Annotated in this window: 18 protein-coding genes; 5 read left to right on the forward strand and 13 right to left on the reverse strand. The window is 53.4% G+C overall.

Annotated elements, in window-relative coordinates; genetic code table 11:
- Positions 1 to 126: 126 nt before the first annotated feature.
- The 6 genes from pyrD to pepN form a co-directional block, all read right to left on the reverse strand.
- Positions 127 to 1,137 carry a quinone-dependent dihydroorotate dehydrogenase gene (gene pyrD, locus CHU32_RS08635; protein WP_103675387.1) on the reverse strand — a complete coding sequence of 337 codons (1,011 nt, stop codon included), beginning with the start codon at positions 1,135 to 1,137 and terminating at the stop codon, positions 127 to 129.
- A 198-nt stretch (positions 1,138 to 1,335) separates the two neighbouring features.
- Positions 1,336 to 2,484, reverse strand: coding sequence for an ROK family transcriptional regulator (locus tag CHU32_RS08640; RefSeq protein ID WP_103675388.1), 1,149 nt, complete (start codon positions 2,482 to 2,484; stop codon positions 1,336 to 1,338).
- 51 nt (positions 2,485 to 2,535) lie between these two features.
- The gene (locus tag CHU32_RS08645) at positions 2,536 to 3,690 is read right to left on the reverse strand and encodes an N-acetylglucosamine-6-phosphate deacetylase (protein WP_103675389.1); all 1,155 of its coding nucleotides are present in this window, start codon (positions 3,688 to 3,690) and stop codon (positions 2,536 to 2,538) included.
- On the reverse strand, positions 3,683 to 4,459 hold the full coding sequence (locus tag CHU32_RS08650; RefSeq protein WP_245880202.1) for a glucosamine-6-phosphate deaminase: 777 nt from the start codon (positions 4,457 to 4,459) through the stop codon (positions 3,683 to 3,685). The genes CHU32_RS08645 and CHU32_RS08650 overlap by 8 nt, the downstream gene beginning before the upstream one ends.
- A gap of 1 nt (position 4,460) precedes the next feature.
- Complete coding sequence (locus CHU32_RS08655; protein ID WP_103675390.1) at positions 4,461 to 5,972, reverse strand: sodium:solute symporter family protein; 1,512 nt, start codon at positions 5,970 to 5,972, stop codon at positions 4,461 to 4,463.
- 226 nt (positions 5,973 to 6,198) lie between these two features.
- Entirely contained in the window at positions 6,199 to 8,811 is a 2,613-nt protein-coding gene (gene pepN / locus CHU32_RS08660; RefSeq protein WP_103675391.1) for an aminopeptidase N, read from the reverse strand.
- Between the two features lie 191 nt (positions 8,812 to 9,002).
- On the opposite strand from pepN, the gene CHU32_RS08665 reads away from it, so the two are divergent.
- From CHU32_RS08665 to CHU32_RS08685, 5 genes are all read left to right on the forward strand, one after another.
- Positions 9,003 to 9,668, forward strand: a complete 666-nt coding sequence (locus CHU32_RS08665; protein WP_103675392.1) for an epoxyqueuosine reductase QueH — start codon at positions 9,003 to 9,005, stop codon at positions 9,666 to 9,668.
- Between the two features lie 278 nt (positions 9,669 to 9,946).
- Positions 9,947 to 11,149: a nicotinate phosphoribosyltransferase gene (pncB, locus tag CHU32_RS08670; RefSeq protein ID WP_103675574.1), complete on the forward strand. Its 1,203-nt coding sequence runs from the start codon at positions 9,947 to 9,949 to the stop codon at positions 11,147 to 11,149.
- Between the two features lie 176 nt (positions 11,150 to 11,325).
- The gene (asnS, locus tag CHU32_RS08675) at positions 11,326 to 12,726 is read left to right on the forward strand and encodes an asparagine--tRNA ligase (protein WP_103675393.1); all 1,401 of its coding nucleotides are present in this window, start codon (positions 11,326 to 11,328) and stop codon (positions 12,724 to 12,726) included.
- 786 nt (positions 12,727 to 13,512) lie between these two features.
- Entirely contained in the window at positions 13,513 to 14,607 is a 1,095-nt protein-coding gene (gene ompF, locus CHU32_RS08680; protein ID WP_103675394.1) for a porin OmpF, read from the forward strand.
- Between the two features lie 179 nt (positions 14,608 to 14,786).
- The gene (locus CHU32_RS08685; RefSeq protein ID WP_103675395.1) at positions 14,787 to 15,977 is read left to right on the forward strand and encodes an amino acid aminotransferase; all 1,191 of its coding nucleotides are present in this window, start codon (positions 14,787 to 14,789) and stop codon (positions 15,975 to 15,977) included.
- 59 nt (positions 15,978 to 16,036) lie between these two features.
- On the opposite strand, the gene CHU32_RS08690 is transcribed toward CHU32_RS08685, so the two are convergent.
- The 7 genes from CHU32_RS08690 to cmoM all read right to left on the reverse strand — a co-directional run bounded on the left by CHU32_RS08690 (position 16,037) and on the right by cmoM (position 26,674).
- A complete protein-coding gene (locus tag CHU32_RS08690; protein ID WP_103675396.1) occupies positions 16,037 to 16,684 on the reverse strand; it encodes an MBL fold metallo-hydrolase in 648 nt (215 codons plus the stop codon).
- A 26-nt stretch (positions 16,685 to 16,710) separates the two neighbouring features.
- Entirely contained in the window at positions 16,711 to 17,262 is a 552-nt protein-coding gene (gene mepK, locus CHU32_RS08695; RefSeq protein WP_103675397.1) for a peptidoglycan L,D-endopeptidase MepK, read from the reverse strand.
- Between the two features lie 186 nt (positions 17,263 to 17,448).
- A complete protein-coding gene (gene ldtD / locus CHU32_RS08705) occupies positions 17,449 to 19,257 on the reverse strand; it encodes a L,D-transpeptidase (protein ID WP_103675398.1) in 1,809 nt (602 codons plus the stop codon).
- A gap of 174 nt (positions 19,258 to 19,431) precedes the next feature.
- The gene (gene mukB, locus CHU32_RS08710) at positions 19,432 to 23,880 is read right to left on the reverse strand and encodes a chromosome partition protein MukB (RefSeq protein ID WP_103750826.1); all 4,449 of its coding nucleotides are present in this window, start codon (positions 23,878 to 23,880) and stop codon (positions 19,432 to 19,434) included.
- A complete protein-coding gene (gene mukE / locus CHU32_RS08715) occupies positions 23,880 to 24,584 on the reverse strand; it encodes a chromosome partition protein MukE (RefSeq protein ID WP_103675400.1) in 705 nt (234 codons plus the stop codon). Before mukE ends, mukB begins: the two co-directional genes overlap by 1 nt.
- The gene (gene mukF, locus CHU32_RS08720; protein WP_103675401.1) at positions 24,565 to 25,887 is read right to left on the reverse strand and encodes a chromosome partition protein MukF; all 1,323 of its coding nucleotides are present in this window, start codon (positions 25,885 to 25,887) and stop codon (positions 24,565 to 24,567) included. The genes mukE and mukF overlap by 20 nt, the downstream gene beginning before the upstream one ends.
- The gene (gene cmoM / locus CHU32_RS08725) at positions 25,880 to 26,674 is read right to left on the reverse strand and encodes a tRNA uridine 5-oxyacetic acid(34) methyltransferase CmoM (protein ID WP_103675402.1); all 795 of its coding nucleotides are present in this window, start codon (positions 26,672 to 26,674) and stop codon (positions 25,880 to 25,882) included. Before cmoM ends, mukF begins: the two co-directional genes overlap by 8 nt.
- Between the last annotated feature and the right edge of the window lie 102 nt (positions 26,675 to 26,776).

The following is a 26,776-nucleotide window of genomic DNA, read 5'->3' on the forward strand; positions in this document are numbered from 1 at the left end:
TCATCCTTTGCCGCTTCGCTTGTCGCCCTAAAAATAAAAGACCAGAACGTTTAAATAAGCAACAAGAAGGGAATATAAAACAACCAGGGCTGAAAATAAAGCCCTGGCAGGTCACAAAATACGAGATTAAAGGTGAGAAATGATGTCTTTAATCAATGGCGGACCTTTAAAAATAAATCCGGAGTAGATTTGCACCAATGAAGCCCCGGCCGCCATCTTCTCGCGAGCGGCAATCACCGAGTCAATACCGCCTACGCCAATAATGGGTAATTGCCCTTTTAATTCCCGAGCCAGCATACGGATAATTTCAGTGCTTTTTAGTTGTAGTGGACGACCGCTTAAGCCACCGCTTTCATCACAATTTTTCATGCCCTGAACCAGTGACCGGTCTAATGTCGTATTGGTGGCAATTACACCATCAATATTATGGCGTAACAAACTATCTGCGACCTGGATCAACTCTTCGACAGAAAGATCCGGGGCGATCTTCACCGCGACTGGAACATATTTGTGATGTTTTACCTGGAGTTCATTTTGCTTATTTTTAATTGCGCTTAATAAATCATCCAGCGCTTCGCCATATTGTAGTGTCCGCAGACCGGGAGTATTTGGCGAGGAAATGTTAATCGCAATATAGCCAGCGTAGGCATAGACTTTTTCCATACAAATCAGGTAGTCATCTTTGCCATTCTCTACGGGCGTATCTTTATTTTTGCCGATATTAATCCCCAGTACACCATCGAAATGCGCTTTTTTGACGTTTTCGACCAGATTATCAACGCCAAGATTATTAAAGCCCATGCGGTTAATCAGCCCCTCAGCATCTACCAGCCGAAAGATCCGGGGTTTATCGTTACCCGGCTGGGGGCGAGGCGTAACCGTACCGATTTCAATCGACCCGAAGCCCATCGCCCCCAGCGCGTCAATGCATTCACCATTTTTATCCAGCCCTGCGGCCAGACCAAGCGGATTTTTAAACGTCAGTCCCATGCACGTGACAGGTTTAGGTGGCACCTTCTGGCGGACCAGCGCTTCAAATGGCGTTCCTGAAATGCGGCGTAATTGCTGAAAAGTAAATTCATGAGCGCGCTCTGGATCGAGTTGAAAAAGCGCTTTACGAACGAAGGGATAATACATGACCTCTCCTGGATTCCCGGTGTGCAAACCGGGGGCGTATTATGGGTGATATCCTTGAGAAAGGGAATTGACCTGTGGCAAAAAATGACCGTTTCTACGCAAACGGTTTCGGCTATGGATGTGGGCCGGGCATTTTTCGTGAGAACAGCGCGTTAATGATCACCCTTCCCGGGTCAGCGTCCCCTTGTGCGAGTACCTTTATGCTCCGGGTAAAAGCGGATCGATCCGCTCATGTTGTTCCAGCACCGCCAGCGCCAGCCCGTTGGCCGGGTCGATGCGCTGCGCCATAAAATGTAGCCGGGTTCGCTGTACCGTAAAATCCAGTGCGCTTTGTGTGGCACTGTCACGTACGGCGGCAATAAACCCCTGATGATCGTTCCAGGGCCCATCAATCATAATGTCCCCCGGGTTTAACAGCAGCATGATTTGTCCCAGCGCATGTCCCAGACGGTTGCCGGCACGGGTCATTAACGCATCCATGATGGCCGGGGCGCGTGTACGGTTCTCCCAACGGAGATGGGGGGCTTTCTGTGCAAATTGTTGTTGAACAGCCGGCAGGCTGATCATGGTCTCCAGACATCCTTTTCGACCGCATGAGCAACGAGGTCCATTTGGATCGACGATTAAATGCCCTACCTCTCCTGCGGTCCAGCTGCTGCCAGTATAAATCTCCCCTTCTTTTACCAGCGCCCCGCCAACCCCTTCACCAATACGTAAATAAAAACTGCTGCCGTTCGGATCGCATTTCATCTGCTGTACCGACAGCAGAGCAGCGGCCTTAACGTTGTTCATAATGAGCAGAGGGACGCAAACGTGCGGCTGCAGTGACGAAAGCAGGTCGGTTCCTTGCCAGCCGAGATGGGAAGAGTGATGCATCCATCCGCGCTGTGGATCGATAATTCCCGGAAAGCCAAGCGCAATACCGATGAGCGCCGGATGGTCGCGAATCAGCCGCTGGCAATGTTCAGCGAGCTCAGCAAGCAACTGCTGCGGGTTTTCCGTGCTCGTTTGCCATGTTCGTTCTTCCAGTACCCGGGAAAATGCATCACATACCCGGACATGGACATGTTGCCGCTCAACCATGATCCCGGCGCTTAAACGCCGCTCCGGGCGCAGCGCTATGCCAATCTTTCGCCTTCCTGCCATAGAGGACGAAAAGGGTGCACGCTCCTCCACGAGACCTGCAGCGATAAAATCATCGACGATCAGCGAAACCGTGTTTTTGCTCAGTTTAAGTTGACGGGACAAATCCTGTCGGGAGGTTAACTGCTGCTGACGCAGGGCGGCAATCACTCGCTTTTCATTATTGATACGCAGGATCGCCGGCCCTTTCCCTGTTTCTTTCATGACTGGACTCAGGTTGTTCGGTAGTGTTTCCAGTCTATCAGCCGCACCGCGTTAGTCACCCCATACTTTTTGTCCTTCTTTCCAGCACTGTATAAGTTGCACTCCCCGGTCAGAACGTTCGACAAACGTAATAAGATCGGCCGGTGCCCCCACGGCCAACCCTGCCTGCTGCGGTAAGTTAAGCTGTCGCGCCGGACGAATCGACGCCATTTCAATGGCGGTTGGTAGATCGGCAAGTGCGGAGCTCAACAGGAAATTAACGCCGTCCAGCAGACTGCGAGCCGAACCGGCCAATAGCTGCGGATTATCCCGCATGGCCAGACGGCCATTAGGGTGAAGAATGACATGACCACCAATACTCGCCTGGTACTCACCCGGCGCACGCCCGGCGAAATGCGTTACATCGCTGACCAGCATGATTTGCTGGCCTTTCGCCCGCATAAATACTTTTAATACCGCAACCGGCAAGTGTTCGCCATCCGCAATTACGGTGCAGGCCAGCCTGTCGTCAGCCAGCTGTTGCCAGATATAATTCGGATGACGTGGAAGCTGTAAATGTGCGCCGTTACCAAGATGAGTAGACATCCTTGCTCCGGCATTGATTGCCTCATCAATTTGTTCCGGGCTGGCAGCAGTATGTCCGATGGAAAACTGCACGCCGCTCTGTTGATAGTGACGAATAAACGCGGCAGCCTGCGGCCATTCCGCAGACAGCGTTAAGAGTCGAATACGCCCGTCGGCACAGCGCTGCCATTCATCGAATAGTCTGTAATCCGGCGCACAAATGGCGCTCAACGGATGGGCCCCTCGCGGCCCGTCCTGCGGTGAAAGAAAGGGCCCTTCAAGATGAATACCGGGTAGCGCAGCGGCGACCGCTGGCCGCTGCTCGCACGCCTGCGCCAGCGCACGCATGGCCCGGCTAATGGTGTCCTGGTCGGCAGTAATGACCGTAGGGAGCCAGCTGGTCACCCCCTGCTGCCATAGCAAGCGGACAACCTCCTCTACCTGCCCGGCGCTGAAAGGATAATGATTAAAATCTATACCCTGAAAACCGTTTACCTGGAGATCAATCAAACCCGGCGCGACGATGGGGAGCGTTTCGCTGGACTTGAGAGGTTCAATAGCGCAGATGCACCCCTGCGCTATTGTTATCGCGATGGGGCGTAACGTGCGGTAGTCACGCACGCGCAATACACAGTCAGTCAACGGTCACCTCCGCACAGGCATTGGCATCAGTATAGAGGGTGCAGTCAGAATGCTGGCGCAGGATAGTCGCCGGACAGGCCGTTGAGATCGGGTCGTATAACGTGCGGGTCACGGCCTGTCGTTTGGTCGCACCCGGCACTATGCAAAAAAGGCGCGATGCCTGCATCAACGCGGGAATGGTCAGCGTCAGCGCCTGGCGAGGTACCTCTTCCAGCCGGGCAAAGCAACCATCATTAACCTGCTGCTGACGGCAGATATCATCAAGCGTGACCGTCTTGATCGTTGCCGGGTCGTGAAAGTCAGCCACCGGGGGATCGTTAAATGCCAGATGACCATTCTCCCCAATGCCCAGACATACCGCATCAATCGGTGCTTCGGCCAGCAGATCGGCATACTGCTGACAAATGTCGCCGGGGTTTCCCTGCCCTGCTATCAAATGAACTTTACCAGGCTTCACCCGGGTAAACAGGGACGCGTTTAAAAAATGGCTGAAGCGTTGGGGGGCCTCTGCTGGCAGGCCCAAATATTCATCCATATGAAAAGCGGTAACCCGCGACCAGTCGATCCCCTTTGCCCGCGTCAAGGTAGCGAGAAATTCGGACTGCGAGGGGGCAGCGGCAAAAATCATACGTACCTGCGACTGTTGGTCAAGGCGATGCCGTAACCAGGCGGCAACCGCCTCGCCAGCCGCCAGCCCCATATCCTGACGGCTGGCAAAACGCAGGACCTCAAGATTTTCAACCTTTGCTTTCTGAAGTATTTTTATCATGTTACACCTCCTGTGAATCAGGGATTTGTTCAACTGAAGCGCGATCGGCCTCTGCACTCAGCGCTGCCAGCATGTGATCCACTTCAGGGCGTACGGCGGAGGGTCGCAGCCAGCCAAATCCCACATAGACTGCCAGCGATAAGAGCACCGGGGCCGCTACTATCATGGCGGTACTGGCCTCTGAGAGGACAAATTTAACAATAAAAAAGGCACTGACACCCGTGGCCCAGCTCACAATGGCCGCAGCGCTGCCGCTACGTCTGAACCACGGCAAGAGGCCTAACAGCATTGGAATGGCACCTGGCCCTACCAGCCCGCCAAACCAAATCACTAACAGGGACAATACGCCGCCGAATCGGGAGGCGTTCACGGCAATGATAAGCGTGGTTATGATGAATAAAAAAGCCGTTGTACGCGCGACCAACAGTGACGTTTCACCACGTTTAAATTTTTTAGGCCACATGGCCGGCAGGATGTCACGCGTCACCACCGCCGTAATGGCATTCGCGTCTGATGAGGTCATGGACAGGGTGTGGGTAAACATGGCAATTAATACCAGTCCAATCAAACCATTGGGTAACAGATCCATCGCCATTATGGAGTACGAACGTGAGGGATCGCTGATCGTGGGATAAATAAGCGGTGCCGCCCACATTGGCAGAAACAGCACCAGCGGCCAAATCAGATATAACGCCGACGATAATAGCGCCGCCTTGCGTGCTTCCCGCCCGCCTGGAGAGGCGATAAAACGCTGGGCCAGATTCCATGTTCCCCCGTTGTAGCTCAGGGTATAAATAACCAGGTAAGCCAGAATGAAGCCGAGCGTATAGGGCTCCTGGATGATCTGCGTATGGTGGGCAGGCAGCCTCTCAAAGATACTTACCAGTTCGCCAAATCCTCCGAGGTGCATTGCTACGGCCACCACCATTACGATAGCCGCCACAAACTGGACGATAAACTGGCCAAAATCGTTGCAGGCATCAGCCCATAACCCGCCCATGACGGTATAAAACATACTAAGCGTACCGGAAATACACATACCAATAATGGGATCAAGGCCGGTAAAAACGTTGATGATAATCGCGATGGCCGCCCACTTTGCCCCGACATCAAATGTTTTTAACATTACCCCGCTCCAGGCCAGCACCTGCTGGGTGGGACGGTTGTAGCGCATGGCCAGATATTCCATCGGCGACTCAATGTCCATATGAATACGCAGCCGTGCCCAGCGCGGCGCGAAAATCCATGCACCGAGTAGCACGGCCAGTGCGATGGGCAGCGCCCACCAAAAATAGATCGTAATCCCGGCGTTGTAGGCCACTGCCGCGTAGGCGACAAACACGGCAGCGCTGTAACCCGACATATGGTGGGATACGCCGGATAACCACCAGGGCATTTTGCCGCCAGCAGCAAAAAAGTCTCGCGTGCTGTCGACTCTTTTCATCGCCCACAGCGTTATTGCCACAATCATCAGCGCGTAAAGCGCCATTACGATGTAATCAAGAGCATTCATCCCGAACTCCATTAAAGGGGGTGCCCCCCGCTGGTAAAGGTATGCGGATGTTCTCGCGAATTAGTCCTTAATTAGGACCAATTAAATGTGACAGATCTTGAGTGGTGATTTTGTGATCGTTTTCTCGTTCCACGAATAGATAAGTTATTTATCTGGCAGGGACATGACGCCATAAAAAAGCCGGGAAACGCGATGTTTACCCGGCTTAAGTGGCAATGAAAAACTATCAGGCCAGCGCTTTTACGATTTTCTCGTACAAGTCACCTGAAAGATCGGGCAGATTTTTTAGCTGCTCCAGCGCAGCGCGCATTAGCGCCTGACGTTTTTCGTCATAGCGTTTCAGACGGATCAGCGGCTCTATCAGGCGTGAAGCAACCTGCGGATTACGGCGGTTAAGCTCGGTGAGCATCTCCACCATAAAGGTATAGCCGCTACCGTCTTCGGCATGAAACGCTGCCGGGTTACTGCTGGCAAACGCGCCAATCAGCGAGCGGATGCGATTCGGGTTGCTCAGGGTAAACGAACGGTGATTGAGCAAACTACGCACCGTTTCAAGCACGTTTTCCGCCGGGCTGGTGGATTGCAGTACAAACCACTTGTCCATTACCAGACCGTCCTGATGCCATTTATCATCATACTCCTGCATCAACGTGTCGCGACACGGTAACTGTGCCGCCACCGCCGCCGCCAGCGCCGCCAGCGCATCGGTCATATTATCGGCATGATGATATTGATAGCTGACCAGTTTCACCGCCAGCGCCTCGTCACCAAATGCCAGGTAGCGCAGGCAGGCATTGCGTAGCGCGCGTTTACCAATGTCCACATGCTCAACGCGGTAAGCATCCAGTTTATTGGCGTTGTACACCGCCAGAAACTCATCCGCCAGCTCGGTGGCCAGCGTGCGGGTCAGCGCTTCGCGCACCGCAACAATGGCAACAGGATCGATGATATCAAACCACTCGGCGATTTCCGTTGCTGACGGCAGGGTCAGGATTTCCGCCGCCAGCGCGGGATCGATATGCTCATCCAGCAAAATCGCGCGGAAGGCATCGGCTACATGAACCGGTAAAGAGAGAGGCTGCCCCGCCTGAGAGCGGGCCACATTCAGTTTGATCCAGATGGCCAGCAGGCTTTGCGCCGCATCCCAGCGGGAGAAATCGTTACGCGCATGGCGCATCAGGAAGGTAAGCTGCTGGTCGCTCCATTTGTACTCCAGTTTCACCGGCGCGGAAAACTCACGCAGCAACGATGGCACGGGTGGCGTGTCAATATTCTCAAACACAAAGCTCTGCTCGGCTTCGGTCACATTCAGCACATGATGCACCGGATGACCGCCTTTTTGCAGGGCAATGACGTTCCCTTCGCTGTCATACAGTTCAATATCAAACGGGATATGCAGCGGGCCTTTTTCCGGCTGCTCAGCCGTTGGCGGCGTGCGCTGGCTGATTGTCAGAGTATACTGGCTGTTCTCCGCATCGTAATCGTCGCGCACGGTGACAACCGGTGTGCCTGACTGGCTGTACCAGCGGCGGAAGTGAGACAGATCAACGTTTGAAGCATCTTCCATTGCCTGCACGAAATCGTCACAAGTCGCCGCGCTGCCATCATGGCGTTCGAAATAAAGCTGCATTCCTTTCTGGAAATTCTCTTCACCCAGCAACGTATGCAGCATGCGGATAACTTCTGCGCCTTTCTCGTAAACGGTCAGGGTATAGAAGTTATTCATTTCGATCACCTGCTCCGGGCGGATCGGGTGCGCCATCGGGCTGGCATCTTCGGCAAATTGCAGTCCGCGCATGGTGCGAACGTTATTAATACGGTTAACGGCACGCGAACCAAGATCGGAGCTGAACTCCTGATCGCGGAACACGGTCAGCCCCTCTTTCAGGCTGAGCTGGAACCAGTCACGGCAGGTCACGCGGTTGCCGGTCCAGTTATGGAAGTATTCGTGGCCGATCACCCGCTCAATATCAAGGTAATCTTTGTCGGTCGCGGTATCGGTACGCGCCAGCACGTATTTGGAGTTAAAGACGTTCAGCCCTTTATTCTCCATCGCGCCCATGTTGAAGAAGTCCACCGCCACGATCATATAGATGTCGAGATCGTACTCAAGTGAGAAGCGCGTTTCATCCCACTTCATGGAATTTTTTAGCGAGGTCATCGCCCACGGCGCACGGTCGAGGTTGCCACGATCGACAAACAGCTCCAGCGCCACTTCGCGACCCGAGCGGGTGGTAAAGGTATCTCGCAGCACGTCGAAATCGCCGGCTACCAGCGCAAACAGATAACACGGTTTCGGGAACGGGTCCTGCCACTGCACCCAGTGACGACCGTTCTCCAGTTCGCCCTGGTCGATACGGTTGCCATTGGAGAGTAAGAACGGATATTTCGCTTTATCAGCAATTAATGTAGTGGTAAAACGCGCCAGCACGTCAGGGCGGTCAAGATACCAGGTAATATGACGGAAGCCTTCAGCCTCGCACTGCGTACAGAGCGCGTCGCCAGACTGGTAAAGCCCTTCCAGAGCAGTGTTCGCTGACGGACTGATTTCGTTAACAATGCGCAGGGTAAACTGCTCCGGCAGGCCAGAAATCACCAGATGACGTTCTTCCTGCTGATAGTCACTCCACGGCTGATCGTTGACGTGCAGCGAGACCAGCGTTAAATCTTCGCCGTCCAGTTTCAGTGGAACCTCAGACGCCCCCTGACGAGAAACCTGGCTTACCGCTGTCACGACGGTTTTTGCGGCATCCAGATCAAAGGTCAAGTCAATATCACTAATCAGGTAGTCAGGCGCACGGTAGTCGTGGCGGTATTTGGCTTGTGGCTGTTGTGTCATAAAAAACCTTTAGCATCTTCAGTTATGTATCGATTCCAGTCTATTCCTGTTGCCTGGATCGCGCTACGCAGAATCTTCATCTTTCGCAGCTAAAGGGGCAACTTACCACATCTGCCTGCGCCTGAAGGTTAAAAAAATGTTCAGCATTTGTTATTGTGCCAGATAACGTTTTTAGCTTTCGGAGATCATTAATGCAGAAATTTACCCGCCCGATATTAGCGCTGCCCAATAGCGAGACCCGGCTACTTTTGCACTCCTGCTGCGCGCCCTGCTCCGGCGAGGTGATGGAAGCGATTCAGGCATCGGGCATTGATTACACTATTTTCTTTTACAATCCCAATATCCATCCGCACAAGGAATACCTGCTGCGTAAAGATGAAAACATTCGCTTTGCTGAAAAACACGGCGTGCCGTTTATTGATGCAGATTACGACACCGATAACTGGTTCGAACGTGCTAAAGGGATGGAGTGGGAACCGGAGCGCGGCGCGCGTTGCACCATGTGCTTTGATATGCGTTTTGAGCGTACCGCACTTTACGCTGCCGAAAACGGGTTTAAGGTCATCAGCAGTTCACTGGGCATTTCACGCTGGAAAAATATGCAACAGATTAACGATTGCGGCCATCGCGCCGCGTCCGCTTACGGTCTGGCTTACTGGGATTATAACTGGCGCAAGCAGGGTGGCTCGGCGCGGATGATTGAAATCAGCAAGCGTGAACAGTTTTATCAGCAGGAGTACTGCGGTTGTGTGTATTCGCTGCGCGACACCAATTTGCATCGCAAATCGCAGGGGCGGGCATTAATCAAGCTGGGAAAACTGTATTACGGGGTAGACGATGCGGACACCTCATTATGAGGGAAATGGTTCGCTATACTAAACAAAAAAAGTGCGGCCCCGTATAACAGAATGGTACGCAACTGAAAGGATACCGGGACAGAAAAACCTTATTTTTCTTTTGGTTAACCATTTAATTTCTACATTTACATAACATGTGGCACGAAATGCTCTCGATTCAATTGTCAGCTTGTGTTGTGATCGGGGTTTAATAAACAGATAATCAGGGTATACTTCTGCGTCTTTTATCTGCCTGGTTTGAGATGGAAACGCTCCTGAAGAGGACGCTACAGCGCACCATGATACAATTCGCTTCTCCTGTTCTGCACTCGCTGCTTGATACAGACGCCTACAAACTGCATATGCAGCAGGCGGTATTCCACCACTACTACGATGTACAGGTCGCGGCTGAGTTTCGCTGCCGTGGAGACGATCTGCTGGGCATTTATGCAGATGCCATTCGTGAACAGGTCGAGGCGATGCAGTCCCTCCGCTTGCAGGATGACGAATACCAGTGGCTCTCCGGTTTGCCTTTCTTCCAGAAAGATTATCTCGACTGGCTACGCCATTTTCGCTACGACCCGACGCAGGTGACGGTCAGTAACGAAGACGGCAAGCTGAACATTCGTCTTGCCGGGCCGTGGCGTGAAGTGATCATGTGGGAGGTTCCACTGCTGGCGGTGGTGAGTGAGCTGGTGCACCGCTACCGCTCTCCTGAGGCGACCACACAGCTGGCGCTGGAGGCGCTGGAGCACAAGCTTCAGGCATTTTCCTCGCTCACGGCAGACACCGACATGTCCGCATTCCGGCTGATGGATTTTGGCACCCGCCGCCGCTTTTCCCGCGACGTTCAGCAGGCCATCGTCCAGCTTTTACAGCAGGAGCCGTGGTTTGTCGGCACCAGCAATTACGACCTCGCGCGTCGTTTGTCGCTGACCCCGATGGGTACCCAGGCGCATGAATGGTTCCAGGCCCACCAGCAAATCAGCCCGGATCTCGCCACCAGCCAGCGTGCTGCGCTTGCCGCCTGGCTGAACGAATACCCCGACCAGCTCGGCATTGCCCTCACCGACTGCATCACCATGGATGCTTTCCTGCGCGACTTTGGCCCTGAGTTTGCCACCCGCTACCAGGGGCTGCGCCACGACTCCGGCGACCCGGTAGAATGGGGCGAAAAAGCCATTGCCCATTATCAGAAGCTCGGCATTGATCCGCTGAGTAAAACACTGGTGTTCTCCGATAACCTCGATCTGCACAAAGCGTTTGATCTCTACCGACACTTTGCCGACCGGGTTAATTTAAGCTTCGGTATCGGCACCCGTCTGACCTGCGATATTCCACAGGTGAAACCACTGAATATCGTGATTAAGCTGGTGGAATGTAACGGAAAGCCGGTTGCCAAATTGTCCGACAGCCCGGGTAAAACGATTTGCCACGACAAAGCATTTGTTCGCGCGCTGCGAAAGGCCTTTGACCTGCCCAATGTCAAAAAGGCCAGCTAGCGTCTGAAGGGAGCCGCAACGGCTCCCTTTGTCATTGTTATTTTCCGATTTCTTCCCTTCTCGCTGCGAATTCTGCTTGTCTGATAGCGGATGACAGGTAACATAGGTATCCCCCGCCTGAGCGGTGGATATTGATGTGTTCATTGGACTATTAACAGATTACAGAGAGACTATTTATGAGCGTTGTGCCTGTAGCCGACGTACTCCAGGGCCGCGTTGCCGTTGACAGTGAAGTCACCGTGCGCGGATGGGTGCGTACCCGCCGAGATTCAAAAGCTGGCATCTCCTTCCTCGCCGTTTATGACGGTTCCTGCTTTGATCCTGTCCAGGCCGTCATAAATAATTCTCTGCCTAATTACAATGATGATGTTTTGCACCTGACCACCGGCTGCTCGGTCATCGTGACCGGCATCGTCACCGCGTCGCCAGGACAGGGCCAGGCATTTGAACTTCAGGCAACGTCGGTTGAGGTTGCAGGCTGGGTTGACGATCCGGATACCTACCCGATGGCGGCTAAACGCCACAGTATTGAGTATCTGCGTGAAGTGGCGCATATGCGTCCGCGTACCAACCTGATTGGCGCAGTCGCTCGCGTGCGTCATACACTGGCGCAGGCGCTGCACCGTTTCTTCCACGAACAGGGATTTTTCTGGGTATCGACGCCGCTTATCACCGCGTCAGACACCGAAGGTGCCGGTGAGATGTTCCGTGTCTCCACGCTGGATCTGGAAAACCTGCCGCGCAACGATCAGGGTAAGATTGACTTCGATAAAGATTTCTTCGGTAAAGAGTCATTCCTGACCGTGTCGGGCCAGCTGAACGCTGAAACCTATGCCTGCGCGCTATCGAAAGTGTATACCTTTGGTCCAACCTTCCGCGCGGAAAACTCCAACACCAGTCGCCATCTGGCAGAGTTCTGGATGCTGGAGCCGGAAATCGCCTTTGCCGATCTCGAAGACAACGCCCGTCTGGCAGAAGCCATGCTGAAATATGTCTTCAAAGCGGTACTTGACGAGCGTATGGATGATCTTAAATTCTTCGCGGAACGCGTTGATAAAGACGCCATTGAACGCCTGGAGCGCTTTATTGCAGCCGACTTTGCGCAGGTAGATTACACCGACGCGGTCACTATCCTGGAAAACTGCGGGCAGAAATTTGAAAACCCGGTTTACTGGGGCGTGGATCTCTCCTCGGAACATGAACGCTACCTGGCGGAGAAACATTTCAAAGCGCCGGTGGTGGTGAAAAACTATCCGAAAGATATTAAGGCCTTTTACATGCGTCTTAACGAAGATGGTAAAACCGTGGCGGCGATGGATGTCCTCGCGCCGGGCATCGGTGAAATCATCGGTGGTTCGCAGCGTGAAGAGCGGCTGGACGTACTGGACGCGCGTATGGCTGAAATGGGCCTCAACAAAGAGGATTACTGGTGGTATCGCGATCTGCGCCGCTACGGCACCGTGCCGCACTCCGGTTTCGGTCTTGGTTTTGAGCGCCTGATTGCCTATGTCACCGGCGTGCAAAACGTGCGTGATGTTATCCCCTTCCCGCGCACCCCGCGCAGCGCAACGTTCTGATAGTACAAAGCCAGCTTCGGCTGGCTTTGTGGTTGATGTTAAACCTGATGTTCTGCTGTGTTCGCCATTTTGTCGGGTAGTGGCTTCGCCTTACCCGGCCTACCAAAACCTCCAACATCAATACGTTATGCATAATCCGTAGGCCTGTGCAAGCGAAGCGCCGCCAGGCATCATGCCACGGTATAACGTTTGTCAGCAGTCTGAAGCCAGCTTTAGCTGGCTTTTCTTTAATTCGCTTAATTTTGTCAATAACCTTCAGCAAAAACGCCTTTCAACCTGCTTTCGCGTCAGGACTGTAACATGCCATTTCAAAGTTACAAAAATGTACAAAATTTATCCCACATTCTTATTGCGCCTAAGTTATTTCTTACCCCATAGCATAATTTAACCCCAAATAACGGAAGTCTGGATGGCTAAATTTTGCCAGAGGAAAAAACGTGAATGGATCGCTTTAGCGATAAGAAAGGCTTTTATCTAAATTAAATATAAGGATTTCATATATATAGGATACAAAGCGCTGTTTTAACACTCAATCACTTCGGAATTTAGAGGTGACTCACAAAGTTCCTCAAAATACACAAAATTTTACACATTATTTCTTTTTGTTACCTATTTAAGACATTTGTAGCACTTTCAGGCTAGCGAAACGTTGTTATGAATGGAAAGATGCCTCTCAGACACAGAAAGACACCAAACTCTCATCAATGGTTCCGTAAATTTATATTGACAGAATTTATTGGCGGCAGTGGCAGGTGTTCAAAAAAAAACCAATGAGGGTAATAAATAATGATGAAGCGCAATATCCTGGCAGTGGTTATCCCTGCCCTGCTGGTAGCGGGTGCGGCTAACGCTGCTGAAGTTTACAACAAAGATGGCAACAAAGTTGATATTTACGGTAAAGCAGTAGGTCTGCACTACTTCTCAAAAGATAACGGCGATAACAGCTACGGTGGTGACGGCGATCAGACCTACGCCCGTCTTGGTTTTAAAGGGGAAACTCAGATTAATGACCAACTGACCGGTTACGGCCAGTGGGAATATCAGTTCAACGGTAACAACTCTGAAGGCGCTGACGCGCAGAACGGCAACAAAACCCGTCTGGCATTCGCCGGTCTGAAATTCGGTGACGCAGGCTCCTTCGACTACGGTCGTAACTACGGCCTGGTTTACGATGCTCTGGGTTACACCGACATGCTGCCTGAATTCGGCGGCGACACTGCAGCTTCTGACCAGTTCTTCGCTGGCCGTACTGGCGGTCTGGCAACGTACCGTAACTCCAACTTCTTCGGTCTGGTTGACGGTCTGAACTTTGCTGCACAGTACCTGGGCAAAAACGAGCGTTCTACCGTTAACCGTTCTAACGGCGACGGCTGGGCTGGCTCTCTGAGCTACGAAGTTGACGGTTTCGGTATCGTAGGTGCTTATGGTGCAGCTGACCGTACCAATGACCAGGAAGCAATGGCTCTGGGCGACGGTGCGAAAGCTGAGCAGTGGGCAACGTCTGTGAAGTATGACGCGAATAACGTCTACCTGGCAGCAACCTATAGCGAAACCCGTAACGCTTCCCGCATTTCCGGCACCCGTAATGGTGTTGACGTAAGCGGTTACGCGAACAAAACTGAAGACGTGCTGTTGGTTGCACAGTATCAGTTCGACTTCGGTCTGCGTCCGTCCCTGGGCTATACCAAATCTAAAGCGAAAGATGTTGAAGGTATTGGCGATGTTGATATCTACAACTACTTCGAAGTGGGCGCTACCTACTACTTCAACAAAAACATGTCTACCTACGTAGACTACATCATCAACCAAATCGACAGCGACAACGAGCTGGGCATTGGTTCTGATGACACTGTTGCAGTGGGTATCGTTTACCAGTTCTAATAACACCACTGTTATATGCTTGAAAAACAGGACTTCGGTCCTGTTTTTTTATGTCTGTCAGCAAAAAATTTTCTCCTGTAAAAAGACCCGCGCTTTTTGTCGCAAACGGTTGGCATTTGCTCAATCTCCCGTTAACCTGATAGCGGATCTCCCTTCTGTAATCACAATGGAACTTCGCCATGTTTGAGAACATTACCGCAGCCCCCGCGGACCCAATTCTGGGCCTTGCCGATCTGTTTCGTGCCGATGACCGTCCGGGAAAAATTAATCTCGGTATCGGCGTTTATAAAGATGAAACCGGCAAAACGCCGGTACTGACCAGCGTGAAGAAAGCAGAACAATATCTGCTGGAAAATGAAAACACCAAAAACTACCTCGGCATTGACGGCATTGCGGAATTTGGCCGTTGTACTCAGGAGCTGTTATTCGGCAAGGGCAGCACGATCGTCAGCGATCAACGTGCTCGCACTGCCCAGACGCCTGGTGGTACCGGCGCACTGCGCGTGGCGGCCGATTTTATCGCGAAGAATACCGACGTTAAGCGGGTCTGGGTCAGTAATCCGAGCTGGCCAAACCATAAAGGTGTGTTTAACGCGGCGGGCCTGGAGGTCCGTGAATACAACTACTATGACGCTGCGAATCATGCGCTCGATTTTGATGGCCTGCTGGCGAGCCTGAATGAGGCGCAGGCAGGTGACGTGGTGCTTTTCCACGGCTGCTGTCATAACCCGACGGGTATCGATCCTACGCTGGAACAGTGGCAACAGCTGGCGCAACTGTCGGTTGAAAAAGGCTGGTTACCGCTGTTCGATTTCGCCTATCAGGGTTTTGCCCGCGGGCTGGAAGAAGATGCCGAAGGCCTGCGCGCGTTTGCCGCCCTGCACCAGGAGCTGATTGTCGCCAGTTCATTCTCCAAAAACTTCGGCCTGTACAACGAGCGTGTCGGGGCCTGTACGCTGGTGGCGAGTGATGCGGCAACCGCCGATCGCGCATTCAGTCAAATGAAATCGACGATTCGTGCAAACTACTCGAACCCACCGGCACACGGTGCTGCGGTGGTAGCGACTATTCTCAGCAACGACGCGCTGCGCGCCATCTGGGAGCAGGAGCTGAACGATATGCGTCAGCGTATTCAACGTATGCGGATACTGTTCGTTAACACACTTCAGGAAAAAGGCGCAAATCGTGACTTTAGTTTTATCACCCAACAAAACGGCATGTTTTCGTTTAGCGGGCTGACGAAAGACCAGGTGCTGCGTCTGCGCGAAGAGTTTGGAGTTTATGCGGTGGCCTCCGGACGCGTTAACGTGGCCGGGATGACGCCTGATAATATGTCACCTCTGTGCGAGGCAATCGTCGCGGTGCTGTAAGCGCGATAACGCCATAAAAAAAGCCGCATCCATTTGCGGCTTTTTTTCAGCAACAGGCTTTACCAGACCGGCATCTCATCCTGAAGAAAAGGGTTATGCAGTCTTTCATGGCCAAGCGTCGACATTGGGCCGTGGCCGGGGATAAACGTCACGTCATCACCCAGCGGCAGCAATTTTCGCTTGATCGCCTCAATAAGCTGACCATGATCGCCGCGCGGAAAATCACTGCGCCCCACTCCGCCTTTAAAAATCACGTCCCCGGATACCAGCAGACGCGAGAGTGGATCGAAAAAAACAATGTGCCCTGGCGTATGGCCCGGACAATGTAATACCTCAAGACTCACGTTACCAACGCTCACTTTGTCGCCCTCGCTAAGCCAGCGATCCGGCGTCAATGGCTGACAATCTTCCAGCCCGAACATCCTGCTTTGCGCGGGTAATCCCTGAAGCCAGAACTCATCTTCTTTTTCCGGCCCCACAATCGGTACGCTGTAGAATTCCGCCAGCTCCGCTGCGGCACCCACGTGGTCGAGGTGCCCATGGGTGAGCAAAATTTGCATTAGCGTCACGCCGGACGCGGCAACGTCCTGTTTAATGCGTTCGGCGTCACCGCCAGGATCGACCAGCGCCGCCAGTTTTGTCTGTTCACACCAGATCAGTGAACAATTCTGGGAGAAGGCCGTAACCGGAATAATACGATAGTTCATGCTGCTCCTGATTCATTAAGCACTGATTACCAGTGGCGCACTGGCCCGGTATCAATGTGCACAAAGTTGCTACTCGGATAGTATCCTACACCACCTGAGCGCATAGATAACGCGGCTTTGCGAACATTACTTAATGAAAGGCCTTCAATGTGAAAATCCATTGCCTGCCCTTTGGTGTGGTAGCTGTTTTTTGCCACACCGCTACTGTGCCTGCGCAGATCATCGTTAGTGTTTAATGAACGATAACCGGAAATAAGTTGTACCGGCTTACGCGTGCCCAGCAATCCCTGTAAACGATAAAGCTGATCAAACAATTTCGGATCGATGGATTTTATTTTATTCGCGCGATAGTCACGGAAAAAATGGTTTAGTTTTGCTAATTCATCCTGAATATAGCCTCTGCCATCGAAAAACTCCGCTTTAATTGATTCCCCGGTATGCAGGTTGTTCAACGTCAAAATACGCGGACGTGGGGTCGAGAGGGTGGCAAATGCAGGCGTCGGTACGATGACAGCTGCGCCCAGCGCAACGCCACCTAACGCCAGCAGTTTGCGGCGATTAGCGTCAAATTTGTCCATGATAATCAGGTCTACAGTAAAAGTATTAGTGTTGGTAATTAATGCACTTCTGGCGCACGAAAGCACCTTACCGGGCATTAACTTCGCCGTCAAGGCTACCAAACCCAGCAAAAACGGGCCATGCAGCGATGCAGACCCGTTTTTTTACTGATACTTTCGGCACTTACTTTTTCTGAACTACTTCATTTACCTGATTAATTGTTCCGCTTTTTCCATAATTTGTGCGCCAGATCGCGCGGTGAGATCATATTTGTAAATATCTGTTCGATACTGCGCCTTGCCATCCGCGCCAATAAACGCCGTCAAATAATAGAGATTCACCGGGATGGTTTGCGGAATATTAACGTAGCGGGTATCGCCTTGTTTTAACGCCCCGGAAATGCGGGCGTCATTCCAGCCGGCGTCCGTTAATAACATATTTGCCAGTTCAGACGCTTTGTTGACGCGTACGCAGCCGGAACTCAGCGCCCGCGCATCGCGCTGGAACAGATTATGGTTCGGCGTATCATGCAGATAGATGGCATCTGAACTTGGCATATTAAATTTATAGCGACCCAGCGAGTTATGCGCGCCCGGAGCCTGCTGGAAACGGAACGGTAAATTCGATGGCGTAATAGTCGCCCAGTCTACATTCCAGGGATCAATCGCTTCGTTGCTGTTCCAGCCACGCATCACCGTATAACCGTGGCGCTCAAGATAACCCGGATCGTTCCATACTTTCGGCAGAATATCCTTACGTGCAAGCGTAGGCGGAACATTCCACGGCGGATTGACCACCACATTATTCAGCGCGCTGCTCATCATTGGCGTCTTACGGTCGGGACGCCCGACGATGACGCGCGAATCCAGCACCGGATCACCATTCTGATAGTACACCAGCGAATAAGCCGGAATATTAACCATAATGCCGGTGGAGAGTTTACCTGGTAGCAGGCGTAAACGCTGAATATTAAGCGCCAGCACGCCTGCACGCTGCGCCGGAGAGACGTTCAGCCAGTCGCGAGTGGCACCGCCGATAACGCCATCAGCACCCAGCCCCTGCCACGACTGAAAACGCTTCACCGCGTCAACCAGCGTCTTGTCATAAGCTGCTCGTACAGGCTGAGTGGCTTTTTTAGCCGGAATAGTCTCTTCTGCGCGGGTAGCCGAGGTGCTGACTACTGCGTCTCCAGGAAGCGCAATCTCAGGGCCGCCGTCCAGCATACCGTGACGCACGAGGATTTCGCGCAGCGCCGGAACGTCGTTGCTCCACTGCCCGGGTCGCAGCGACGCTTTGCTGGTCAACTGCGGCCACGGACGGCGATCTTCCGTCAGGGCCAGCAACGCCTGGTGCATCGCTTCATACTGCGGATGCTGTGGGGCTAACGTGGCGATAAACTGCGGCAGCGAACCGTTATCCAGCGCCGTTTGCCACTGATTAATCACGGACAGCGGCGGCGTCGCCAGCGCATACGGTTTGCTGCTATAAAGCCAGCGATTGCCTTTTACCGGAATCCCGCTAACGAACTGCAAATAGCCCATCATGGCATCTGAAAGCACGACATCACGGGCCATACCGGTAACGGCAGGGTCGGTGAGTAACTGTACCCAGGTGGTAAACTGTGGCTGGAAGCCGGCAATGGCAACTTCGGCAAGCTGCTGCTGAAACGCCTTCACCGCCTCGCGATTTTCCCACATCGGTTTCATATCACGCGCGGCATACAGTGCAGCCAGCGCATTTATATAAACCGGCGAATAGCCCGCCGGAAGCAGCGAGGTAATCTCAGTTCGTCCCGCCTGTGCAGAGGTGTTTTCCGGGAACGCTTTTTCTCCCGTCATCATTTCTACAGCGCTGGATTGTGCCAGCGGCTGTGCACCTTCACTTGTCGCGGCGATGCTGTCCCCGGGTACGACTTCAGGCTCATCGGCCTGGGCGTTGAACAGTGGAGCAAATGCGAAAGCCAGACACAAACTTAATGCTGACCATCGACGACCATAATTACGCGTTAGCAACATCCCTTGCCCCCTGTTTTAACGATGTAATGTCCGCTTACTTTCAGTATATAAAGACAAAACCGGTTTTGCCTTACCTAATGTAAAGAAGATTAAAGATATTATCACCGTTCTAAGGTAATACTGAATACAAAAAAGGCGGCATTGCTGCCGCCTTTTCGGTCCTTTTTCGGACAATTACGATGCGTCTGCGGTACCAGGAAGCGGCTCAGGTAATTGCGGGGCAAAGCCACGCAGCCCCACCACATGTACATGCTCCGTATTCTGAAACACTTTACGCACCAGTTTGTAGGTGGTGCCTTTTTCCGGGCTAATGTTCTCTGGCGCAGCGATGATTAGCTGCATTTCAAGGCGATCGCACAGTTCAAACAGCGTGGCGATGGAGCGCGCATCCAGACGGGCGGCTTCATCAAGGAACAGCAGGCGGCACGGCGAAATATCTTTTCCGCGCAGACGGCGCGATTCGTCTTCCCAGCTCTGCACCACCATCACCAGAATGGACATCCCGGTACCGATCGCTTCCCCCGTAGACAGCGCCCCGGACTCAGCACGCAGCCAGCCGTCAGATCCACGGTTGACTTCCACTTCCATCTCCAGATAGTTACGGTAGTCCAGCAGTTCTTCACCAATGGTTTGCGGCGTGCGCTGACCCATGTCGATTTGCGGGTTCAGACGCTGATACAGCTTCGCCAGCGCTTCCGAAAAAGTCAGGCGGTTGCTGTTAAACAGATCCTGATGCTGCTCGTGCTGCTCCGAAAGCACATCCAGTAGCGTGGCATGGGCCTCACGCACGTTGACGTTAAGGCGCACGCTGTTAACCTGGCCAAAGGAGACGCTTTGCAGCCCCTGGTTTAGCATCCGGATACGGTTCTGTTCGCGTTGAATGGTCTTGCGGATAATATTCGCCGCGCTTTTCGAGCTAATTGCCAGTTTCTGCTCGCGGCTGGTCAGCTCCTCCGTCAGACGACTGAGTTCAATCTCCATCTGCTCAATAGCTTCAACCGGATCGTCGGTACGAATGATATCCTGACGGATACGCTCGCGCAGATGCTGATAAACGGCGACGAAGAACTGAATTTTACGCTCCGGCCGTTTCGGATCTTCCGACATCCGTAGCACATCGCGCAGATGTTCGTTATCGGCCACCGCCAGACGCAGCGCACCGAGCGCCTTATCCGACATCGAGCGCAGTTCATCTGCGGACAGATAGGCCAGTTCGCGACGATGCAGGCGACGTTCGACACCGTTGTCTTTTACCAGCCGCATTACCGCACACCAACCCGCTTTCGCACTAACAACTTGCTCGCGCATGGCGAGATAATCCCGCTCCAGTACGCGCAGCTTGCGGGTCAGGTTATCCATTTCTGCTTCGCAGAAGGTTAACGCTTTTTCCAGTTGGTTACGGCGTGCACGGTTGTTACTCAACTGGCTGTGCAATTCATCACGACGGCTGCGGGCGCGCTCTTCAGCACCATTGTCCGCGCGCACGCCAATGTCCTGTAATTCTTTGTGCAGATCGCCCAGCAGCTCTTTTTTGGTGTCATACGAGCTTTTCAGCGACGCCAGCACCTGATTGTACTGGCTGAGCTGGGCAGCATGCGCACGCAGGGCTTCACGCGCGCGGGTACGTTCAGATTCCGCCTGTTCAAGACGCTGGCGCAGTTTTTCGTTCAGATCGCTGTTGCCGCTAAGCATTTCTGCCGAGTCAGAATAGCCAAAGTGCGCCCGGCGCTGCACCACCTCGGTGAGGGCAAACGCCTGCTGGCGAGCGTCGCGCTGGGTTTGCTGCGACCAGGCGTAATCTTCTTTCAGTTGCTCGAACTGCTCCGGGTCGCTTTGCAGAACCGACACCAGCGGCTCAAGTTTTGCCAGTTGATTACCGTGCTGCTGGATAAAGCGCACCGCTTCCTGTGCCTCATCCAGCCGCTCCTGAATTTCATCAACGCGATCGGCAAGGGTTTCATCGGCCAGCAGATTCAGACGCGGCAGCAGGCGGTTAAGCTGCGACACGCCCTCTTTCGCCAGTTCAAACTGCGCGCGTTGCTGCTCGTTATCGCTTTCATGCGTATCTATCGCCCGTTCCAGTTCGCCACGGCGGGTAGTCAACTGGCGGATTTCCACTTCCGGGTCGTCTTTAAACGCGACCGCCAGATGGCTGCCGATGAAGCGGCTGAACGCCTGATGCAGGCGCTGGGTTTTCTGCACGTCGAACGAGAGCGTGGCAAAACGCTCGGAAAGCGTTTCACGCTCGGCATGCAGGCTTTCAATGCGGCTTTCACGCGCGGCACGGCCAAATAACGGCAGTTCAGGGAAGCGGGAGTAACGCCACTGGCGGTCAGCGATTTTCACCACCACCGCTTTTTCCATCTCATCGACGGCAAATACGCTGTCGTCAAACGACTGCGGATCGCCCTCGATCAGGTACAGATCTTCCGGGCAATCTTCCAGCCCTTCGAGCTGGTCGGTCAGCAGCGACAGATCCGGAACCACAATTGCATGCCGTGACGGCCCGTACAGTGCGGAGAAGTAGGGTGCATCCTCCAGGCTGACATCGTCATAAATTTCGGATAACAGTACGCCGCCAAAACGCTCTGCCAGTGCATTAAGACGCTGATCTTCAGAGCCGCCTGGCTGGCTGAGACGCTCAATCTCTTCATCAACCGCATTTTTGCGTGCGCCTATCTCATCGCGCCCGACGATAGACTCACGCTCGCGCTCCAGCAGTTGCTGAAGATATTCCGTGACGTCCTGGCTGGTTTCAAAGGTTTCGCCGCACTGTTCTGAGAGCTGATTGAGGCTGCTTTGGGCGGCCAGCCAGATCGGGGCACGTTTTTGCAGCGCCTGAATGCGCGCCTGGGTTTGCTCCAGCTCCTGACGCAGGTTCATACGCTTTTCGTGGGCGTTGGAAACGCTGTCTGAAAGGCTGTCAATTCGCGCTTCCAGCGCCTGGTGCAATTCCTCAAGCTCGTCAATATCGTAGCGTTTGCCCTGACGTTTGTTGAATTCAGACAGCAAACGTTCAGCGTCCTGCTGCTCACGCAGGCGCTGTTCCAGCTCGCTCAGACGGCTGCGCAGCGGCTGCGCCTGTTCGGCCAGATGGCGTTGGTTGACGCCGTCGCGCAGTAATTCGCGGGCAATGTCCCAGGCTTCATTACGCGCCAGAGGGCCGTTAATGGCTTCTACCAGTTGAAACGCCTGCTCAAACTGCTTGTGCGCGGTTTGCGCCACGTTCATTTTTTGCTCAAGCGTTAACAGACGTTCGGTGGCTTCCTGCTCTTTCGCCTGAAAAGTTTCAAGCCATTCTTCGGCGCTGTTTGCCGTTAAATCCGGCAGATGACACAGTTCGCGCGCACGCTGGAGAGCCTGTAACGCCTGGTTGTACTGGATAGCGCGGGTTTGCTGGACGTCCAGCGCTTGCTGATAGTCGGCAAGCTGGTTCTTAAGCTCGTCCACTTCCAGTTCAGCGGCTTCCGCCCGCGCTTCGTTATCTTCCTGCCGGTCAACGGCCTCCGCCACGACCTCGCTTTGCTCTTCAAAACGAATCTGCAGTTCTTCCAGATCCGCCTCATAGCGTTCAATTTTTTCCTGCTGACGCAGCGCGGTTTGCACCAGATTCAGATGATCGCTGGCCGCCTGATAATCGGCTTCCAGATCGCCTTCTGCCCCGTTATGCTCCTGAAGTTCACGCGCCATGTCGACGTGCTTGTACTGCTCAGCCGCCAGTTTCTTGCGTGATGTAAACAGCTCACGGCGGAATTCCAGCGCTTTATCAAGATGCACCCGGCGCTCATTGGCATGGCGCATATAGTCCGCCGCCACATAGTCCGTAGCTTCAGAAATAAGATGCTTAAACAGGTCGCGGTCTGACTGGGTGACGCGGATGGCTTCCAGCGTCATGCGGTTTTCCCGCAGCGCCGCTTCCATATCCTGGAAGGCTTTACGTACGCCGCTGTTTTCCGGCAATAAGTAGTCGCGCAGCGAGCGGGTGATGGCGCTGGAGATACCGCCATACAGCGACGCTTCAATCAGGCGGTAGTATTTACTACGATCGGAAGCCGAACGCAGGCGACGGGCCACCACGCCCAGATCGAACATCAGCGAGTGATAGTCAGTAATCGAATTGAACTGCTTAAACTGTACGCCTTCAGTGGCTTCAAGTTTCTCTTTCAGCTCCTGAAGGGTTAATACGCGAGCCTGGCGCTCGTTCAGTGCTTCCGTCAGCAGTTCGGTCGGCCCGACGGACATTGGCAGGCCCTGAATGGCAAACGGTTTGATGTCAACTTTGCGATCGCGCCCGGCGACCTGCTGTAAGCGGACGCCGACCAGTACGCGCTGGTGGCGTGAGTTGATGACATCCAGCACCGAGTAGCACACCCCGGCCTTCAGCTTACCATGCAGACCTTTATCACGGGAGCCGCTGGTGGCTCCGGCTTCGGTAGTGTTACGAAAGTGCAGCAGCGTCAAATCGGGGATCAGCGCCGTGACAAAAGCTGCCATCGTCGTGGACTTACCGGCCCCGTTACCGCCAGACAACGTGGTGACCAGTTCATCCAGGTCAAAGGTACGGGCAAAAAAACCGTTCCAGTTAATCAGCGTTAGCGAACGAAATTTACCGCGTTCTAACATTATTCTTCCTCCCCGCTATCAGGCTGATTTTCTTCGGCTTCATCATTAAGCTGTAAATGATTTTCAATCGGCATCGCTTCACCGTCGCGGATCATGCGCAGTTGCGCTTCGCGAGGATCGTCGCCACTGCGCACATCGGCACCAAAGCGGAAAACGGATTCGGTAATACGAAATTTGCTGCTGTCATGGCCCATAAACCACACCATTCCCAGACGGCGCAGGCGGTTAAGCGAGGAACGCACTTTTTCCTGAAGTTTCTGGCGGTCAACATCAGAACCGGTAGAGCGGTTATTGACCAGCTTCAACAGTTTGCTTTCCTCTGCCAGGGTGAGCAGTTCATCGTATAGCTCTTGCTGAGTAAAAATACCTTCGTTGGCCAGACGTTCCGGGCTGAGATAGAGATAACAGAGGATTTTGCCTACCAGCATATCCAGCTCGGACAGCACAGAGCGCGGAATAAGCGTGGTTGAACGTGGGCGGAGGTAGAAGAACCCTTCCGGCGCGCGGATCAGCTCGACATTATAGCGGGCATAGAACTCTTCCAGATACTCCTGGAAATCCATCAGGAAGGCGTGGTTGTCCAGCTCGTCAAGACCAATATGGCGACCCGAACGCAGGGCGCTATCCAGCGCCGGAAAAAGCGGGTTGGCCAGAGCCTGTGCCAGTTTAACTGGCATCATTTGTTCAATATTTGTCAATGACATGCGCCTGTACCTTGGCTCCGTAATCATTAATTGGCTGCCATTGTGCCTGCAGCCCACTGAAATCTGCTTGTGCAACCCCCAGACGCACCGCCTGGTCTACGACGATACGCGCCACGTCAAAATGGCGCGCACGGGGATATTGCGTTAGATACTCGCGTACAACCAGACCGAGATCCAGCGGCAACTGTCTGGATTTATAAACTTCCAGTTGCTGCTCGATAAGCGCGGCAAGCTGCTCGCGGATCTCGTTAAATTCTTCATATTCGAGGTCGGACGGCAGCTCACCGGTTACCTCTTCATCGCGCAGCGTCATCTCTTCGTCACGCATATCAAGCAGGCGCTCGGCGCTGGCATAGGTCAGCGCCCACGGCGCATCAAGATAGGTTTGCACCGACTGGCGCAGACGCTGGGCGAAGACGCGGTTTTTATCCATATCGATGGCGGTACGGATGAACTTATGAACGTGCCGGTCGTAGCCAATCCACAGATCGATGGCCTGCTGACCCCAGCTGACAATACGGTCCAGCTTACTTTGCAGGTCAAAGACCAGACGATCGACAAAATTAAGATCGTCGCGCGTGAGCGTGGCATCCTGAATGCGCAGCAGGTTGGCCTGTAGCTTGTCACCCGCCGCATCCAGCGTATCCTGCAATTCGCGCAGCGTGCCGGACGTCTCAGAGAGCAGCAGCTCACAGCTGGAAATGGCCGCTCGCCAGTCTTTATTCAGCAGTTGCGCGATATCATCTTTGACCGACTGTTGCTGTTCATCCATCAAACGCTGGGTGAGATCGATACTGTCAAAAATTTCTGCCACCGAGTATTTCAACGGAGCATAGACGTTGCGGTGCCAGTGGAATTCATCGCCCCCTTCAACGGCGGCATCGGCGGCGCGTTTCAGTTCACTGGCCACGATGGATAACTGCATTGACAGCCGCAGGGTGGAGAATTCACGCTGGCGGATATAGTAATCAGTGATGCCAATGCCGAGCGGCGTCAGACGATAAATGGCATTACCTTCCGCCTGCTCGCTGGTAAAGCGGTTCAGCAGACGTTGGCGCACCATATCGTTGATCGCATTATTCGCACGCACGCCAATGGTTTCGCTGGTTTGCTCAAACGCATCGCTGACATGGCGGAAGGCATCGATCAGGACGCCTTCCGTCATTTCACCATCCAGCCGTTCGCTGTTCAGCGTGGCAACGGCCAGCAGAAATGAAAGTCTGTCGACCGGCAACTGAATGGAAAAATCATTTTTTCTGGCCCAGGCAACCAGTTCGGGGACTGTCTGGGAAAATTCACTCATCGGTTATCCTTGCATCTTCCTGCGGTTTACGCGCAGTGACGTGAATGTAACGGCCCAGGCTAACATAGGGTTCCTGACGGCAATAGCGCGTTTCTAATTCCAGCAGCGCGGCATAGCAATCCTGCTGCTGGTGTTTTTCGCGCAGATAATCATGAAATACCCGCACGCCAGTCTTGCCGACGATCTGCCATCCTGCTTCTTCCAGCCAGCCGTAGACTTGCTGTGGATCGCGCGGATAATCAGGCGAGAGGGTACGCTTTTTCTTTTTCGGCATTCCCGCCTGCACGTAGTCAAAATTCCCGGCCACCATGTTATGCATCAGCAACCCATTGGCGTTATAAAACATTAACGACAATGCGCCGCCGGGACGGAGTACCGACCATAACGTTTGCAAAACGGATTGCGGTTCGGCGATCCACTCCAGTACAGCGTGAAACAATATCAGATCAACCGGCGATTCCAAATGCACAGCGATCTCCTGAGCGGGGCATTGTACAAAATGCATGTTACCGCTCACACCTTTATCGATTGCAGCCCGTTTCGCTCGCGCGATCATTTCAGCAGACAGATCGCATAGCGTGACATGGTGACCGCGTTCGGCCATTTTAATCGCCGTTTGCCCTTCTCCCCCGCCCGCATCCAGAATGCGCAGCGGTCGGTCACCGTATGAGGCCAGCAGACTATCGAGATCCTGCCACAGGATCGCCTGACGCAACTGGCCCTTGGTCGTGCCATAAATATTGCGGGCAAACTTCTCGGCAATGTCATCGAAATTGCGATCCTGCATACTTCACTCCGCGATCCTGTCAAAAGCGCTATTTTGTCACAGCCGGGCAAAGAATGAAGCAATCTGGTGTAATATCCCGGACAAAGCAAGGTTGTATGGTTA

This window comes from Superficieibacter electus (assembly GCF_002915575.1).
Lineage (GTDB): Bacteria > Pseudomonadota > Gammaproteobacteria > Enterobacterales > Enterobacteriaceae > Superficieibacter > Superficieibacter electus.

Bases quoted from the DNA above. Each gene is read 5' to 3' on its own strand.
- CHU32_RS08655 (WP_103675390.1), bottom strand. From the start codon at position 5,972: ATGAATGCTCTTGATTACATCGTAATGGCGCTTTACGCGCTGATGATT.
- asnS (WP_103675393.1), top strand. From the start codon at position 11,326: ATGAGCGTTGTGCCTGTAGCCGACGTACTCCAGGGCCGCGTTGCCGTT.
- ompF (WP_103675394.1), top strand. From the start codon at position 13,513: ATGATGAAGCGCAATATCCTGGCAGTGGTTATCCCTGCCCTGCTGGTA.
- pncB (WP_103675574.1), top strand. From the start codon at position 9,947: ATGATACAATTCGCTTCTCCTGTTCTGCACTCGCTGCTTGATACAGAC.
- mukE (WP_103675400.1), bottom strand. From the start codon at position 24,584: ATGTCATTGACAAATATTGAACAAATGATGCCAGTTAAACTGGCACAG.
- mepK (WP_103675397.1), bottom strand. From the start codon at position 17,262: ATGGACAAATTTGACGCTAATCGCCGCAAACTGCTGGCGTTAGGTGGC.
- ldtD (WP_103675398.1), bottom strand. From the start codon at position 19,257: ATGTTGCTAACGCGTAATTATGGTCGTCGATGGTCAGCATTAAGTTTG.
- cmoM (WP_103675402.1), bottom strand. From the start codon at position 26,674: ATGCAGGATCGCAATTTCGATGACATTGCCGAGAAGTTTGCCCGCAAT.
- mukB (WP_103750826.1), bottom strand. From the start codon at position 23,880: ATGTTAGAACGCGGTAAATTTCGTTCGCTAACGCTGATTAACTGGAAC.
- pepN (WP_103675391.1), bottom strand. From the start codon at position 8,811: ATGACACAACAGCCACAAGCCAAATACCGCCACGACTACCGTGCGCCT.
- mukF (WP_103675401.1), bottom strand. From the start codon at position 25,887: ATGAGTGAATTTTCCCAGACAGTCCCCGAACTGGTTGCCTGGGCCAGA.
- pyrD (WP_103675387.1), bottom strand. From the start codon at position 1,137: ATGTATTATCCCTTCGTTCGTAAAGCGCTTTTTCAACTCGATCCAGAG.
- CHU32_RS08665 (WP_103675392.1), top strand. From the start codon at position 9,003: ATGCAGAAATTTACCCGCCCGATATTAGCGCTGCCCAATAGCGAGACC.
- CHU32_RS08650 (WP_245880202.1), bottom strand. From the start codon at position 4,459: ATGATAAAAATACTTCAGAAAGCAAAGGTTGAAAATCTTGAGGTCCTG.
- CHU32_RS08685 (WP_103675395.1), top strand. From the start codon at position 14,787: ATGTTTGAGAACATTACCGCAGCCCCCGCGGACCCAATTCTGGGCCTT.
- CHU32_RS08690 (WP_103675396.1), bottom strand. From the start codon at position 16,684: ATGAACTATCGTATTATTCCGGTTACGGCCTTCTCCCAGAATTGTTCA.
- CHU32_RS08640 (WP_103675388.1), bottom strand. From the start codon at position 2,484: ATGAAAGAAACAGGGAAAGGGCCGGCGATCCTGCGTATCAATAATGAA.